The 16,939-nt window shown below is 54.4% G+C and carries 7 protein-coding genes; 6 read left to right on the top strand and 1 reads right to left on the bottom strand.

All coding sequences use genetic code 11. The annotated features are described in order from the left end of the window. The first annotated feature begins 109 nt into the window (after positions 1-109). Complete coding sequence (gene rluF / locus FHW04_RS03870) at positions 110-985, top strand: 23S rRNA pseudouridine(2604) synthase RluF (protein WP_031375967.1); 876 nt, start codon at positions 110-112, stop codon at positions 983-985. Positions 986-1,054: 69 nt separating this feature from the next. Here the strand turns inward: rluF and FHW04_RS03865 are convergent, their stop codons facing one another. After that, positions 1,055-2,113: an SDR family oxidoreductase gene (locus tag FHW04_RS03865; protein WP_031375968.1), complete on the bottom strand. Its 1,059-nt coding sequence runs from the start codon at positions 2,111-2,113 to the stop codon at positions 1,055-1,057. Between the two features lie 98 nt (positions 2,114-2,211). Here FHW04_RS03865 and FHW04_RS03860 point away from each other — a divergent pair, with 98 nt between their 5' ends. From FHW04_RS03860 to FHW04_RS03840, 5 genes are all read left to right on the top strand, one after another. Continuing rightward, positions 2,212-3,126 carry a LysR family transcriptional regulator gene (locus FHW04_RS03860; RefSeq protein ID WP_094106303.1) on the top strand — a complete coding sequence of 305 codons (915 nt, stop codon included), beginning with the start codon at positions 2,212-2,214 and terminating at the stop codon, positions 3,124-3,126. A 109-nt stretch (positions 3,127-3,235) separates the two neighbouring features. Beyond that, the gene (locus tag FHW04_RS03855; RefSeq protein ID WP_031375969.1) at positions 3,236-3,907 is read left to right on the top strand and encodes a hypothetical protein; all 672 of its coding nucleotides are present in this window, start codon (positions 3,236-3,238) and stop codon (positions 3,905-3,907) included. A 1,324-nt stretch (positions 3,908-5,231) separates the two neighbouring features. Continuing rightward, complete coding sequence (locus FHW04_RS03850) at positions 5,232-15,320, top strand: BapA/Bap/LapF family large adhesin (RefSeq protein WP_179420063.1); 10,089 nt, start codon at positions 5,232-5,234, stop codon at positions 15,318-15,320. 281 nt (positions 15,321-15,601) lie between these two features. Further along, the gene (locus FHW04_RS03845) at positions 15,602-16,288 is read left to right on the top strand and encodes a TolC family protein (RefSeq protein WP_158087045.1); all 687 of its coding nucleotides are present in this window, start codon (positions 15,602-15,604) and stop codon (positions 16,286-16,288) included. A gap of 46 nt (positions 16,289-16,334) precedes the next feature. Continuing rightward, on the top strand, positions 16,335-16,910 hold the full coding sequence (locus FHW04_RS03840) for a TolC family protein (protein ID WP_089561833.1): 576 nt from the start codon (positions 16,335-16,337) through the stop codon (positions 16,908-16,910). Positions 16,911-16,939: the final 29 nt, after the last annotated feature.

Raw genomic sequence — 16,939 nt, 5'->3', positions numbered from 1 at the left:
CACGCCGTTCAGCCGGACCGGGCCGCGCTTCCGGCGTGGAAAAGTTTCGCTCGCAAACACTTCGCAAGCCCACGCCGGTAAGGTATAGTCCGCGTTTTTTGGAGGAACCATGCTGACTCACTCATCAACTCGTCTCAATAAATACATCAGCGAGAGCGGAATCTGTTCTCGTCGCGACGCCGATCGTTATATCGAACAGGGCAACGTTTTCATTAACGGCAAACGCGCCACTGTCGGCGCGCAGGTTTTTGCAGGCGATGTGGTGAAAGTGAACGGTCAGCTTATCGAACCGCGTGATGAAGATGATTTAGTGCTGATTGCGCTGAACAAACCGGTCGGCATTATCACCACCATGGAAGAGGGTGAGCGCGACAACATCAGCGATTTCGTTAACCACAGTAAGCGGGTCTTCCCGATTGGCCGTCTGGACAAAGATTCTCAGGGGCTGATTTTCCTGACCAACCACGGCGATCTGGTCAATAAAATCCTGCGCGCCGGTAATAATCACGAAAAAGAGTATGTGGTCACCGTTGATAAGCCGATTACCGACGAGTTTATCGCCGGAATGGGCGCGGGCGTGCCGATGCTGGGTACCGTGACCAAAAAATGCAAAGTCAAAAAAGAAGCGCCTTTTGTGTTTCGTATCACCCTGGTGCAAGGGCTGAATCGCCAGATCCGCCGCATGTGTAAGCACTTTGGTTACGAAGTAACGAAGCTTGAGCGTACCCGCATCATGAACGTCAACCTGAAAGGTCTGCCGCTGGGCGAATGGCGCGATCTGACTGATGACGAACTGATCGAATTGTTTAAACTGCTGGAGAACTCTTCTTCAGAAGATAAGCCGGCAAAGAAAGCGCCGGCTAAAACCGCCGCAGCAAAAAAACCGCAAAAAAGCCCGTCCCGTCCGGCTGCTGGCAAAGCCGAGCCTGACAGCGCCTCCCGCAAGCGTTTTGCGCAGCCGGGACGCAGGAAGAAAGGGCGCTAATCGTTATGCCGCGCAGCCAGCCAGGCGTTCCGGCCGTGCTGTCTGCGTATGCCAATCGTACTGAGGCGGTCAGGGAATAATTCTGGCGGCGCGAAAGCGGGCAAACAGATCGCAGAACATCCGGTCGGTTGCGCGGTACTGATGAAACCCCGCCTGACGGATTTTGCTGCCGTCGCCAAACATATCGTAGTGCCAGCCGAAGACGAAATCGGCAAAACTGCCGTCACTGAGCGCCAGAATATCGGGCTGAACCAGTTGGTTAGCCGCAGCGATATCCTGCCAGTTGTGTCGATAATCGCTGAACAATTGCTGCAGCGATAAGGAAACGGGCGGCGCGATCTCAAGATCAAACCACGCCGCGATCACCGGCCACAGCTCACTCCAGCGCCATAAATCACCATTATTCACGTTAAACGCCTGATTGCGTGCGTCGGATGCCTGTCCGGCCCAGATCGTGGCGTCTGCCAGTAATTCAGCGTCGGTAAAGTCGACCAGGCTGTGCCAGGTCTGCACCGAACCCGGGAAGCGCAGAGGCAGCTTTTCAGCACGACAGAGTGAGGCATAGAGCGCCAGACTCAGCGCCATGTTCATGCTGTTGCCCGGCCGGTCGCTGCCAACCACGCCGGGACGCAGCGCGCTCCAGTGCCAGGCTTTACCCTGTTGCCGATCGGCCAGCCAGCGAAGTTGTTCGGCATTAAATTCAGCACCCGGTACGCCAGCATCGCTTTCCCGCGCTGGCGTTTTAAACGGTCCGAGATGGGCACCGTAGACCTTATATCCCTGCATCAGACTGACATGCTGCAGCGGCGCGACCTGCTCCATGCTGCTGACCAGATTTTGCAGCATCGTTACGTTGGGTTTCACCATGGCGGCCCAATCCGGGGCATTGAGCCAGGCACTATAAAAAATATGCGTAACCTCGGTGAGCGCTGAGAGCACCTGATTACTCTGCTGCTGATCGAGCAGATCAACAGCGAGCACGTTGGGCTGACCGGGGTCGGGCTGTCGCTGGCGGCTCAGGCTGATAACCTGCCAGTGCTGCGCCGACAGCGCGCGAATAAGTTGCTGGCCCACGATACCGGTTGCGCCTGCCACCAGCGCGACGTTTTTTTCCTGCCTGTTATTCATGATAGCGATCTCATCTGGAGTGAAATCACAGTCTCACCTGGGCTTCTTTGTGATTAAATCCCCCCTATACCGATAACACTTATTAAGAAATCCACTAAATGCAGAACAAACTGACTGCGATTCAGTCATTCATTCGCGTTGCCGAAGCGGGATCGTTTTCAGCAGCCGCACGGCAACACGGCCTGAAACAGTCGGCGATGAGTCAGCAGGTGGCGGCGCTCGAAGATGATCTGGGCGTGGTTTTGCTGCACAGAACTACGCGTGCGATGGCGTTAACCGAAGAGGGACAGCGTTATCTGCAACAGGTCAGGCAACTGTTACATGCCATGGATGAGCTGGAGCAGCAATTACGGCCGGCGTCGCAGCCGTTGCAGGGAAAGCTGCACATCCAGTTACCCAGCGGGCTGGGCCAGCGCTTTATGCCGCAGCTGCTGGCGTTTCAGCAGCAGCATCCGGCATTACAGCTCGAGGTGGCGCTTGACGATCGCTTGTCGGATCTGATTTCTGAAGGCGTCGATGTTGCCATCCGTCTCAGTGAAGCGCCGCCGGCAGGCCTGGCTGTGCGCATGCTGGCCACGATTGAAACGGTGCTGGTGGCCTCCGCTGACTGGATAGCGCAACACGGGCAACCGCTGACGCCCGCCGATTTACAGCGTCATCCTCACATTCGCTTCAGTGGCCTTCAGCCGGATGCGCCGCTGCGCCTGGTCTCAGCACAAGAGAGCGTGTCGCGTGCAGTGGAATGCGTCTTTCGCTCGAATAACAGTCACTCGCTGACAGAGGCTATTGAAGCCGGGCTGGGGATAGGCGGGATACAGAGGCTGATGGCCAGCGAGGCGCTGGCAGCCGGTAAGCTGGTCAGAATTTTGCCTGACTACCGGCTGCCGGACCGCTATCTCTATGCCATCTTTCCCGATGCACGCTTCATTCCGCAAAAGGTACGCCAGCTGGTGGGCTGTTTTGAGCAGAGGCTTGCCGCTTTGCAACAACAGACCCAACAGCGGCAGGATTAGCAGCTGGCACCGCACGACCGCCGCCTCCCCGACACATTCAGAAGATGACCCCTTTTCAGGGTTCAGAGGGCGTGGCAGGATAAGCGCAAAATGTTAAGGAGAGCGCCTGATGTTGCTGAAAGGTATGAACGATCCGCTGCTGAAAGCGTATCAGCATCCTAAATCACGGATGATGATTAGCCGTTTCAGAGGGCTGGCAGGCGATCGTAAACTCAGTGACTGGCAGGTATTTTGTATTCTGGTGACCGGATTTACCAATTACTGGTACGTACAGGCGGGTCATTTCAGCATAAACGTCAGTTGCAGCAAAACCCGGCAATTTGATTTCATGCAGGACTTTCTGCATGTTTCGGTGACGCTGGAAGGGTTGATTTGCGACGATAACTTCCGCTGTCCGGACTTCTTTTTGCCGCGTTACGATGTGCCTTATGAATTTTGCCGCTGGCGCAGCAAGCGAGGCTACGACTCCTCGCTGACCTATGTCAGTAACCACGGTGTGAAATCACATAAGGCTATCTTTGTCGCTTCAGATGACGCCGCAGATGAAGAGCGTGTGATGAAGTGGGAAGGGATGGTCAACGTCTATGATAAAACCTTTTTCTCGGTCGCCAACTTCAGTACCACACAGGCGTTCCTGGTCAAAGACATCACCAAAACGATTCACGAAGGCCTGGTGAAACATCTCAACTTCTACCGGGATTTATTCAGCTATATCTTTCCGTCCCCGGCGGCAGCACGACTGCAGGCGCGTGATGACAGACGCCTGCTGAACAAAATATAACCTGCCGTTTTCACCGCTGTATTGCGCAGCCAGCGGGCTGGGTATCTGGCGCTGTAATCTTCGCTGAATGTTGGAGTTCAGCGCTTTAATCAGCGTATGGCTCGCGGCTTGCCTGGTAATTTCGATCTGGAATTATTAACGGTGTAATTTATAGCTGTAATTTATTGCTGTAACTGATTGGGACGATTATTTGATCGTTCGTGATTCAGAGCGTGGCTTTCTGCCGGGTGATTATTGCCATTGCAGGTCAGATGAATTTTTCCGTAATTGATAGCGGCTTAACGCCCGTTAACGGAAGCGGTAAACATAATCTCTTATCAATTATCCTCAGCTAATCAGTAACCTCTATCCTTAATATCGTCCCCGCCGATAGACAAAGCCGTGGGTACTGAAAATCTCATCCTTCAGATCAAGGGGAATAGAAAGCTAAACCTGTTAAATAACGTTGTCATATGATGATGTTTTATTTTAGAAAACGGTGTTAGTTGCTCTGTGAACTGTTGCAAAAAACAATGTAACGCATTTCATTAACACCAGGTTCCATTCGGGTAAGTGTGTTTGCATAGAGATTAGTTGGAGTTTCTGGCCAATCATGCCGCTGTTATTAAAATCTATTCCAATTCTGGAATGCGATATAAGGATGAAATGGAAATTAATGGGTTTCATTTGGCATTGCATGTTTTAAATTCGCTAATCTGTATTTAAAACTAAGTTAATGTGAGCAGGGGGATGTTGATCTGGATAGTCAGGTATAGGTCATGTTTTACATATGGATGTTTTATTATGCGCCTGTTTTTACTGGTTTTGTCTGCTGCGGTCATTTTACGTTGGTAGCGTGGTTTTATCTATTTGTGTGTTGTTTTACTTTGTTTTATGTAAAGCTTCTCTGGCTCGCCGATATTGATTCTTAATCTTTCCTTTAAACGGCTTCTGTAATAAAGTTCCTAATAACCTCCGATAACACCTGTACCGGTTAATCACGCTGGTTTATCGGGGGCGTACTGATAAATGTATTTGCTTTACTCTGCCTGTAAATTTTTTGCAATGCATGGGTTGGCATTTTATCAAAGCCGATAAATCTGCTAAGCGTTAAGCTTTACCCTGTTTTGAATCGGGACTTTATATGCCTGCGGATTGATTAATCATTTAAGACACGCTTTTAAGACGTAACACAGCTTGCCCCACATATTGGATGGAACCTAACAAATTTAATTGGTGAAAAATGAGCTTGCAATTAATAATCAAAGACATCAAAGGCGATGTCATCACTAAACATACCTTAAACTCACATCAATCCCTGCAGGTCAATGTGCCTCAGCAGGCTGTGTCCTATGAAGTCCATAACAGTGACGGAAAACCGCCCAAAAAGATCAAAGCCGCAAAAGTTGACGATAAGTTCCAGTTCGAACTGGAAGATGCGGTTACCGGTGAGCATTACCAGATCATCCTCGACAATGTCGGTCAGACAGAAGCGCCAGTTATGCTCGCATCGGGCCCGGACGGTGTCTTATATGCTTATGACTATGACGCCGCTGACGGTTTTTATACGCTGACATCAAATACGGTTGATGCCGCGGTTATCGATAATATGCTGCTTGCCGGTGGCGCGCTGGCAGGCGTTGCCGCATTAGCCGGCATTGCCATTTCCTCTCATTCGGGCGGCAAACATCACAGCTCCTCCTCTTCAGCCGCAACAAACCCGGATGACAACACCGGCGTCGTGGTTGATGACAATAACAGCAGCGATCCCGCAGTCGTGCCAGCCACCAAACCGGCGCTGAGTGACGATGTGGGCAATCCAATTGCCGATGGCACCACGACCAATGACAGCACGCCGACCTTTGGCGGCGAAGGCATGCAGCCGGGTTCAACCGTCACCATCACCGATGGCGACACGGTGATCGGCGAAGTCACCGCGGGCGATGACGGTGAGTGGAGCTTCACGCCTGATCAGCCGCTGACGGACGGCGAGCACGCCATTGTGGTCGACGGCACGGCAGCAGATGGCAGCACGGTCAGCGACGGTGTGAATATCGTTATTGATGCGGGCACCGCTGAAGGCGAACCCGAAGGCGAAACCGGTTCAGAACAAGGTGCTGGTGAAGCAGAAGGCGAAGCGGGTGCCGAAGAAGGTACCGGTGAATCAGAAGGTGAAGCGGGTGCTGAAGAAGGTAATGGCGAACCTGAAGATGAGTCTGGTTCAGAAGAAGGTAACGGCGAATCTGAAGGCGAAACCGGATCAGAAGAAGGCACCGGCGAACCTGAAGGCGAAACCGGTTCAGAAGAAGGCACCGGTGAACCTGAAGGCGAGACCGGTTCTGAAGAAGGCACCGGTGAACCTGAAGGCGAGACCGGTTCTGAAGAAGATAATGGTGAACCTGAAGGCGAGACCGGTTCTGAAGAAGGAACCGGTGAATCTGAAGGCGAAACCGGTTCTGAAGAAGATACCAGACCGGTAATCACCGATGACGAAGGCAATCCGATTGCCGACGGCAGTACCACGACTGACACCACGCCGTCGTTCGGCGGTGAAGGCATGCAGCCGGGCTCAACCGTGACCATCACCGACGGCGACACGGTGATCGGCGAAGTCACCGCGGGCGACGACGGTGAGTGGAGCTTCACGCCTGATCAGCCGCTGGCTGACGGCGAGCACGCCATTGTGGTCGACGGCACGGCAGCAGACGGCAGCACGGTCAGCGACGGGGTGAATATCGTTGTTGATGCGGGCACCGCTGAGGGCGAACCAGAAGGTGAGACCGGTTCTGAAGAAGGCACTGGTGAACCTGAAGGCGAGACCGGATCAGAAGAAGAGATCACCAGACCGGTAATTACCGATGACGAAGGCAATCCGATTGCAGACGGCAGCACTACAACCGACAGCACGCCGTCCTTCGGCGGCGAAGGTATGCAGCCGGGCTCAACCGTCACCATCACCGATGGCGACACGGTGATCGGCGAAGTGATCGCGGGCGACGACGGTGAGTGGAGCTTCACGCCTGATCAGCCGCTTACGGACGGCGAGCACGCCATTGTGGTTGACGGCACGGCCGCCGACGGCAGCACGGTCAGCGATGACGTCACCATTATTGTCGATGCGGGCACCGCTGAAGGTGAACCAGAAGGCGAAACCGGTTCAGAAGAAGGCACCGGTGAATCCGAAGGCGAAACCGGTTCAGAAGAAGATACCAGACCGGTAATCACCGACGACGAGGGTAATCCAATCGCCGACGGCAGTACCACGACTGACACCACGCCGTCCTTCGGCGGCGAAGGCATGCAGCCGGGCTCAACCGTCACCATCACCGATGGCGACACGGTGATCGGTGAAGTCACCGCGGGCGATGACGGTGAGTGGAGCTTCACGCCTGATCAGCCGCTGACGGACGGCGAGCACGCCATTGTGGTTGACGGCACGGCCGCCGACGGCAGCACCGTCAGTGACGACATCACCATTATTGTCGATGCGGGCACCGCTGAAGGCGAACCAGAAGGCGAAACCGGCTCTGAAGAAGGTAATGGTGAACCAGAAGGCGAGACCGGTTCAGAAGAAGGCACCGGTGAACCAGAAGGCGAAACTGGCTCCGAAGAAGGCACCGGTGAATCTGAAGGCGAGACCGGATCAGAAGAAGGTATCACGGCCCCGGTTATCACCGACGACGAAGGTAATCCGATTGCCGACGGCAGCACCACAACCGACAGCACGCCGTCGTTCGGCGGTGAAGGCATGCAGCCGGGCTCAACCGTCACCATCACCGATGGCGACACGGTAATCGGCGAAGTGATCGCGGGCGATGACGGTGAGTGGAACTTCACGCCTGATCAGCCTCTGGCGGACGGTGAGCACGCCATTGTGGTTGACGGCACGGCCGCCGACGGCAGCACCGTCAGTGACGACATCACCATTATTGTCGATGCGGGCACCGCTGAAGGCGAGCCAGAAGGTGAGACCGGTTCAGAAGAAGGCACCGGTGAATCTGAAGGCGAGACCGGATCAGAAGAAAGTAATGGTGAACCAGAAGGTGAGACCGGTTCAGAAGAAGGCACCGGTGAACCAGAAGGCGAGACCGGATCAGAAGAAGCTACCACGGCCCCGGTAATCATCGATGACGAAGGTAATGCGATTGCCGATGGCAGCACCACAACCGACAGCACGCCGTCCTTCGGCGGCGAAGGCATGCAGCCGGGCTCAACCGTTACCATCACCGACGGCGACACGGTGATCGGCGAAGTGATCGCGGGCGACGACGGTGAGTGGAGCTTCACGCCTGATCAGCCGCTTACGGACGGCGAGCACGCCATCGTGGTCGACGGCACAGCAGCAGACGGCAGCACGGTCAGCGATGGTGTGAATATCGTTATTGATGCGGGCACCGCTGAAGGTGAACCAGAGGGCGAAACCGGTTCTGAAGAAGATACCAGACCGGTAATCACCGATGACGAAGGTAATGCGATTGCCGACGGCAGTACCACGACTGATAGCACACCGTCCTTCGGCGGTGAAGGCATGCAGCCGGGCTCAACCGTCACCATCACTGATGGCGACACGGTAATCGGCGAAGTGATCGCGGGCGATGACGGTGAGTGGAACTTCACGCCTGATCAGCCTCTGGCGGACGGTGAGCACGCCATTGTGGTTGACGGCACGGCCGCCGACGGCAGCACGGTCAGCGACGGTGTGAATATCGTTATTGATGCGGGCACCGCTGAGGGTGAACCAGAAGGTGAGACCGGATCAGAAGAAGGTTCCACGGCCCCGGTAATCACCGATGACGAAGGTAATCCGATTGCCGACGGCAGCACCACAACCGACAGCACGCCATCCTTCGGCGGTGAAGGTATGCAGCCGGGCTCAACCGTCACCATCACCGACGGCGACACGGTGATCGGCGAAGTGATCGCGGGCGACGACGGTGAGTGGAGCTTCACGCCTGATCAGCCGCTTACGGACGGCGAGCACGCCATCGTGGTCGACGGCACAGCAGCAGACGGCAGCACGGTCAGCGATGGTGTGAATATCGTTATTGATGCGGGCACCGCTGAAGGTGAACCAGAAGGTGAGACCGGTTCAGAAGAAGGCACCGGTGAACCCGAAGGCGAAACCGGTTCTGAAGAAGGTAATGGTGAACCAGAAGGCGAGACCGGTTCAGAAGAAGGCACCGGTGAACCAGAAGGCGAGACCGGATCAGAAGAAAGCATCACGGCCCCGGTAATCACCGATGACGAAGGTAATGCGATTGCCGATGGCAGCACCACTAACGACAGCACGCCATCCTTCGGCGGCGAAGGCATGCAGCCGGGCTCAACCGTCACCATCACCGATGGCGACACGGTAATCGGCGAAGTTACTGCGGGCGATGACGACGAATGGAGCTTCACGCCGGATCAGCCGCTGACAGACGGTGAGCACGCCATCGTAGTGGACGGCACCGACGCCAGCGGTAACGCGGTAAGTGATGAAGTCAGCGTCATTGTCGAAACGCCGGTAATCTCTGTCATTGAAATTACTGATAATAACGGCAACCTGATCCACAGCGGCGACACCGTCAACGACAACGATCCGACAATCAGCGGTAAAGATTTCGTGCCCGGCTCAACGATTGTTATTGCCGATGGTGAAGTCGTACTGGCTAACGTCGAAGTGGATGCTGACGGTAACTGGAGCTTTACCCCTGAGTCTCCACTGAGCGAGGGCGAGCACAGCATCAATGTTACTGTGACCGATCCGCAAGGAGTGACCAATGAAGGAAGCTTCAACGTCATCGTTGACACGACACCGCCAGCAGGCGTTGATATCACAGGCATAACCCTTGTTGATGATAATGGTGATGCCGTTATCGCCTCGGATGTGATGGCAGACAATACCCCTACCTTCAGCGGCCAGAGCCTTGAGGCTGGTGCCACCGTCATTGTTCGCGATGGTGACACCGTGTTGGGTGAAACCACCGTTGACGAAGACGGGAACTGGAGCTTCACCCCATCTGAAAAACTTGTGGATGGTGACCACAGCTTCACCTTTGAAGTGATAGATCAGGTGGGTAACAGCAGTGGAATCTCTGATGCGCTGGATTTAGCCATCTCGGTCAATAAAGGCATTAACACCGGTATGGTGGTTAGTGATGACGACGGCAATATCATCACTGATGGCGATCTCATCAACGACAGCACACCAACCTTCAGCGGTAAAGATCAGTTACCGGGATCTACTGTCACCTTAACCGATGGCGATAGCGTGCTGGGCGTGGTCGACGTCGCCGAAGATGGCAGCTGGAGCATTACGCCCGCAGCGCCACTGGACGATGGCGATCATGCGCTGAGCGTGTCGATTGAGGATCACCAGGGTAATTCGGGCAGCGATACCATTAATGTTGTTATCGACACCCTCGCACCGGAACCGATCAGCCTGGCTGACATCACCCTGACCGACGAGGCAGGCACAATCCTGGAGGCGGGCAGTGAAATTACCGAGACGACCCCGACCTTCACCGCCGAAGGGCTGGAAGCGGGATCCACCGTAGTCGTCCGGGATAATGGCACGGTACTTGGCGAAGCAGCCGTTGACGAAAACGGTAACTGGAGCTTTATGCCAGACGCGGCGCTGAGTGAAGGTGAGCACGACTTCACTTTTGAAGCGGTAGATGCCGCCGGTAACAGCAGCGGTGAATCTGCGGCCGTGGAATATGTTGTGGATTCTGTGGCGCCTGAGGCGGTCAACCTCAGCACAGTGGTGATCACCGATGAAGCTGGGGAGATAACCAATCCGGCAGAAACGCAGAGTGACAGCAAGCTGACGTTCAGTGGCAGCGATCTCGAACCAGGTGCCACGGTGACCCTCTACGATAAAGGCGAAGCGATCGGTGAAACCCCGGTTGCTGAAGACGGAAGCTGGCAGTTTACAGCCGAAGCAGGGCTGTATGACGGCAGTCACGAGCTGACGTTTGTCACTACCGATGCCGCAGGCAACAGCAGCGATCCTTCTGCCGTGCTGCCGTTGAATGTTCAGGCCATTGAGCTGAGCGCGTCAGATAACATCAGTTCAGGCGCTGCGGTAGGCTTCACCTATCCGGTGAGTGTGGAGCAGGATCTGGGGACCGTGCTTAGCGATGGGGGATTGATCGCGTTTAACAACCAGATAACCAGCGATCCGATTGTGGTTAAAGATGGCACCATTATGGATCTGCAGGTTAACGCGACCTCTTCCTCATTCGTTAACGTCGCCAGTAACTCGACGCTGGTACTGCAGAAGTTGGATCCCTCTACCGGAGAGTGGGTCACGGTATCGCAGGAGGAGAGCGGTAACCTGTTCGGGATGTTTGGCATGGGCGCATCGACCTCCTCCATTACGCTGTCGGGATTAACCGCCGGTCAGTATCAGCTGGTCTATACCACTTCAGGGATTAACCTAGGGGCCAGTTTTGACCTCGAAGCCTCGAAGACGGTTTACACCCTGGCAGAACAGGGTACGCCTACCGACTACACCACGGCGATCGGCAACGTCATTACTGACGTCGATAGCGCTTACGGCACCGATGGGATTCCGCACGGCGCTTACACCTCAGTGACGTCGGTGAGCGTGACCAACAGCGAAGGCATAGTGACCTCCGCTGAAATGAACCAGGCATCGCCTAAAACCACTCTGGTTGGCCGCTACGGTACGCTGGTGATTAATGCCGATGGCAGCTATGAGTACACGCCTGATTCGTCAATGGACAGCATCGGTAAAGTGGATTCGTTTACCTATACCATTACCGACTCAGCAACCGGTAAGACCGCCTCAGCGCAGCTGCATGTGCAGATTGGTAGCACCAACGACGCACTGCAGCTGAGCTGGAATGCTACCGATCCGGCGGCTAATGCGGTCACCGATATTGCCTCAAATAACGAAGCGAATGCCAGCATTACGGTGATCTATGAAACCTCCAGCGCCAGTGATACCGACGTTAAGCTCACTGCCGGTGGTACCGAGAACTACTCTTCCACCTTCAGCCTGACCGGCACGGACGATATTGTCACCGGTTCGCTGACGCTAACCACCGAATGGGGATTATTTGGCAACAACTTCGCCACCGATCTGAACATCACTTATGCCGTTCAGATGCAGAACGGTGACGGAAGCTGGAGCACGGTGAAGAGCCAAAACGCAGTGGTAGCGGCCGGACAACATAATGCTGAAGTCATTCAGGATGTGGCGATGGCCGATCTGCTCGAGGGTTTAGGTGAAGGCACCTACCGTGTGGCGATCAGCACTACCGGCGCGGAAAATGTGGTGAAACTCGATCTTGCGGTAGAGACGGTCAGCGCCAGTGATTATGTGATTACCACCGGCGACGTCGCGACAGGCAACATTCTGACCGACGAAGGAACGGACGGCACCGCCGATAAACTGAGTTCGGTGTATACCCGCATCTTTGTCAAAGCCGGCGACAGCAGCAGCGATCGCGCAATTGATGATAGCTATACCCACGTTACCGAAAGTGGCGTCACCATTACTGGCCAGTATGGCACCCTGGTGATTTACAACAACGGCGCTTACACCTACACGCCAGGCACCACTACCTTGCCGGCTGGCTCGGAAGATGTGTTCACCTATGCGCTTAAGGGCGCTAACGGTGAAGTGGTTACCGCGACGGTTACCATTCATCTTGGCGTCGAAGTTGACGGCAGCAACGGAGGCGCACTGGTGTTCCACGGTACTGAAGCAGACGATGTGTTTGATATCCATGACGTCAATTTTACCGCTGTCGAAGGCGGCAACGGCAACGATACGCTGGCGTGGCATGGCAACGGTCAGCTGGTGCTAAGCAGCATCGCCGCTAAGGTCAGCGATATTGAAGCAATCAGTCTGACCTCGACCGATGGAAGCGACAACCTGGTCATTGATGCGCAGAGTGTGGCTGATGTCACCAACGACGCCAATGCGCTGTACATCAAAGGAGTGGCAGGCGATAGCGTTACGCTGGAAGGTGTCTGGGTAAACAGCGGCACGGTGGTGGTCGAGAATGTTTTCTATACCCACTATACCGCCACGGCTGCAGACAATTCGTCGGTTGATATTTACCTGCAGCAGGGCCTTACGCTCTCCCCGGTCGAATATCAGAACAGCGAGGACGGTACGGCGTACAACGTGGCGGCGTCGCAAGCAGCAACCGGGACGACCAGTGATGACACGTTCAGCCTCAGCGATACCGGCTTTGCCAGTATTGATGGCGGTGAAGGCTTCGATACGCTGGTGTGGAGCGGTACCGGCACCCTGACCCTGAGTGATATCGCCAGTAAAATCAGCAATATCGAAGAAATTGATCTGGTCAACGACAGCAGTGTGAATAATCTGGTGATCACCGCGCAAAACGTGGCGCAGATCACCGATGATCAAAATACCCTGTTTGTGAAAGGTGCGATAACCGACACGCTGACCCTGTCAGGCAGCTGGGCGCTGAGTGGTCACGAAGTCTTCAATAACGTTGATTACGTGCACTATGTCAGCACCACCGCGGAGGGTCAGGTCGTTAATCTGTATGTCGACAGCGATATTAAGCAGAGCGGCAGCATTACGCTGGCTGAAGATAACGCGGCAGATATTACCGGGCAGGTTTCTCTGCTTAGCGACAGCATCGACCAGACCACCACCTTAAATACGGCGTTTGGCCACTTTAGCAGTGAAAGCTTCACGGTTAACAACATCAGCGATCTGCAGGAAATCAGTATCAGCGTCTCCGGTGCTGAGATCGATACCAGCAATCTCGTATCGATCAACTGGTCATTACAGGTTTACAACAGCCAGACACTGCGCTGGGATACCGTGACTGAAGGGTCTCAGCCGATTACTGCAGGCATCGGGCTGAACGTTTCGCTGGAAGGGCAGCCGGCAGGCACCTATCGCGTGGTGGTGGACAGCACCCAGTCCGGTTATCCAGGCCTGTTCTGGACAACCAACTACGATGTGCTGACTGTCCGGGTGGCGGCCAATATTGTCAGCACCACCGATTACAAAGTCAGTACCAGCTCAAGCGTGACGGGCTCGGTCTTTACCAGTGACAGCGCCAGTGACAGCGCACTTCTGGTGAAATCGATCGCCGCCGGGATCGTCTCCGGAGCAGCAAGCTATACGCTGATTGCCGCCGCAGGCACCACCGTTACCGGGACCTACGGTACGCTGACCATCCATAACGACGGCAGTTACACTTATCAACTGAACAGTAACTCGGTGATAAAACTGTCCGGCAGCGAAGACACATTTACTTATGTGCTGGCTGACGGTACGGTTAAAAACCTGGTCATGACGCTGGGTGTCGCCGTGGATGGCTCAGAAGGCGGGGCGCTGATCTTTGCTGGCACGGTGGGCAATGACAGCTTCATGATCCACGATACCCAGTTCACCTCGGTGGATGGAAAAGCGGGTCAGGATACGCTGATCTGGAACGGTGAAGGTGACCTGCAGCTTAGCGAAATTGCCGGCAAGGTCAGCAATATTGAAGCGATCGATCTGCAAAGCAACGCGGTAGCAACGGTGCTGATGCTTGATGCCGATGATATTAAAAACATCACCGACGACAGTAACGTGCTGTATGTGCGCGGCGGCAGCGAAGATTCACTCTCGCTGCAAGGGGTCTGGCAGGCGAATGGGGCGGAAACGCTCAACAACATTACCTACACCCTCTACACCGGCACGGCGCTTGATGGCACGCCGATCACGCTCTACGTCCAGCAGGGGCTGACTTTCAACGAAGTGGCTGAGGGCATAACCGGATCGCTGTCTGAAGATGCGTCGGTAGTGTCGGTCAGCCAGAATGGAGAAGTGATGACCGTTGCTGATGATGCGGTGAGCTTCAAAGGCGCTTATGGCACCCTGACGATCGACGGTGAAGGGCATTACAACTATGTTGCGGATGTCACACATGCGCAAAGCGGGCTGACCGATACCTTTACCTATACCCTGTCAGACGGCAGTAATGCTGCACTGAGTTTTAATCTGGGCATTGATGTTGATGGCAGCGCCGGTGGCGAGATTCTGTTCAGCGGCACCAAAGGCGGCGATATTTTCGAGGTATATGACACCAGTTTCACCTCCATTAACGGTGCAGACGGTCAGGACACGCTGGCGTGGCACGGCAGTGCGCCATTGAACCTCAGCGATATTTCGGCGAAGGTCGATAATATTGAAACCATCAACCTGCTGAACGACAGTGAAAACGACAAACTGATTATCAGCGCGGAAAGTTTGCTGAAAGTGACTGATGACAATAATACGCTTTATGTCAGAGGGGCTGATGGGGATACCGTCACGCTGAAAGGGAGTTGGGATCAGTCGAGCGATGTATTGGTTAACGGTGTCAGTTATCACCAGTATACCAGTGCGGCCGCCGATGGTTCTGTCGTGCAGTTGTATGTCGAAGATGATGTCAATATTGGTTAATAAAAAGTAATTAGTAATGATGGCGGGCTGGGTTTTTATTTCCAGCCCGTTATTCCTGCCTCTTTTTAATAACACTTATATTCATTTACACCAGAGTGCTTCAGATAAATATGAGAAAATTATTTATTACCCTTTATTGTGTAATAAGCATGCCCTGCGCTTTTTCAGCGGAAAAGGGGCACAATCCCTTTACCCAGGCTGAAATAAAAGAAGCGCCGGCAGGGTTTTGGGGCGCTTTTTCTGATACGCCGGATCCAGCGACTACGCCAGCAGGCAGTGCTGTGCTGGCGGACAAACTGCAGATCAAACCGGCTCAGATTGAGATGCAGCCAGCCGAAAAAAATCAGGCCAGTCGTAATCCACATTTACCTGCTGAATGGCCCACCGACTGGCAGCAGGCTATTCAGCAGGCGGTTAATTATCATCCCTCAATTGGCAGCAGCATCGCCACGCTTGAATCAGCTGGCTTCAGTATTGATGCTGCCAGTGCAGGCTATCTGCCGGCTATAAAAGCTGGCATCACCTCAGGTCGCCAGGAGGATGAAGGCAATGGGCAGATCGCCACGGTAGGCCTCTCTCAGATGCTGTATGACTTTGGCAAAACCGGCAGCGCAGTGGATCAGGCCAGCGCGAAATATCTGCGCCAGCAGGCCGCTGTACTGGCACAGATCGATACTATTATCCAGCAAACTGCGCTGGCGATGAATGAAGTGTATCGATACGCGCAGCTGCTTGATAATGCAAAAAAAGAAGTCAAAGCATTACGCAACATCCTGGCGCTGACGCAGATGCGGGCCGACGCGGGCGCCAGTACCCGGGTTGATCCGGTCCAGGCGCAGGCGCGTGTGGAAGCCGCGCTGGCGCAACAGCAGGATATTGAGATCAAACTGCAGCAGCAGAAGTATCACCTGCAGTCACTGATCGGCCAGCCGCTGGGTTCCACTCGCCTCTCTGCTGCCGTTAATTGAGCGCCAGCGCAACCATATCGATCTCAACCGTAATCCAGAGATTCTTATGGCGCAGGCAGATGCAGCCGTCGCCCAGGCTGAATTACGCAGCTATAAAGCGCAGCGTTATCCCACGGTGTCGCTGGAAGCGAACAGCAACAAATATATGGGGGATATCGCCAGCAGCCAGCGTCACAGTCAGTATCAGAACGTCTATTTATCGGTGAACAGTACCCTTTATCAGGGTGGCGCATTGGTTGCTCAGGAAAGTGCCAGCGCCCGGGCGCTTGAAGCGGCAAGATCGGCCATTGCCAGTAAAAAACTGGAAATAACCGATCAGCAACGCAACTATTTTCAGAGCGTCAACGGCCTGCAGCGTAATATTTCATTACTCAGCCGCAGAATGAAAACTATTCTGGAAACGCGTTCACTCTACCGTGAGCAATATTTATCGTTAGGTACCCGTAACGTGCTCGATTTACTGAATGCCGAACAGGAAATTAGCCGGGCCGAACAGGATCTTATTAATGCCCGCTGCGATTTATGGGCTTCATCGGTTAATTATGTGGTGCTGGCCGGGTTGGCCCGGGAAGCATTTAATTTTGATAACCAGCTTATCCAGGGTTTGCGTATCACGTCTTAATACGCCTCGCAGTGAGTAAGAGAAAATTA

Origin of the sequence: Pantoea sp. AN62, assembly GCF_050432985.1 — a bacterium.
GTDB classification, from domain to species: Bacteria; Pseudomonadota; Gammaproteobacteria; order Enterobacterales; family Enterobacteriaceae; genus Pantoea; species Pantoea brenneri.
Note: the sequence above shows the minus strand (reverse complement) of the source record. Positions and strands in the feature narration are given on the sequence as shown.

Coding starts and splice junctions, on each gene's coding strand:
- FHW04_RS03865 (WP_031375968.1), bottom strand. CDS start 2,113: ATGAATAACAGGCAGGAAAAAAACGTCGCGCTGGTGGCAGGCGCAACC.
- FHW04_RS03860 (WP_094106303.1), top strand. CDS start 2,212: ATGCAGAACAAACTGACTGCGATTCAGTCATTCATTCGCGTTGCCGAA.
- FHW04_RS03840 (WP_089561833.1), top strand. CDS start 16,335: ATGGCGCAGGCAGATGCAGCCGTCGCCCAGGCTGAATTACGCAGCTAT.
- rluF (WP_031375967.1), top strand. CDS start 110: ATGCTGACTCACTCATCAACTCGTCTCAATAAATACATCAGCGAGAGC.
- FHW04_RS03855 (WP_031375969.1), top strand. CDS start 3,236: ATGTTGCTGAAAGGTATGAACGATCCGCTGCTGAAAGCGTATCAGCAT.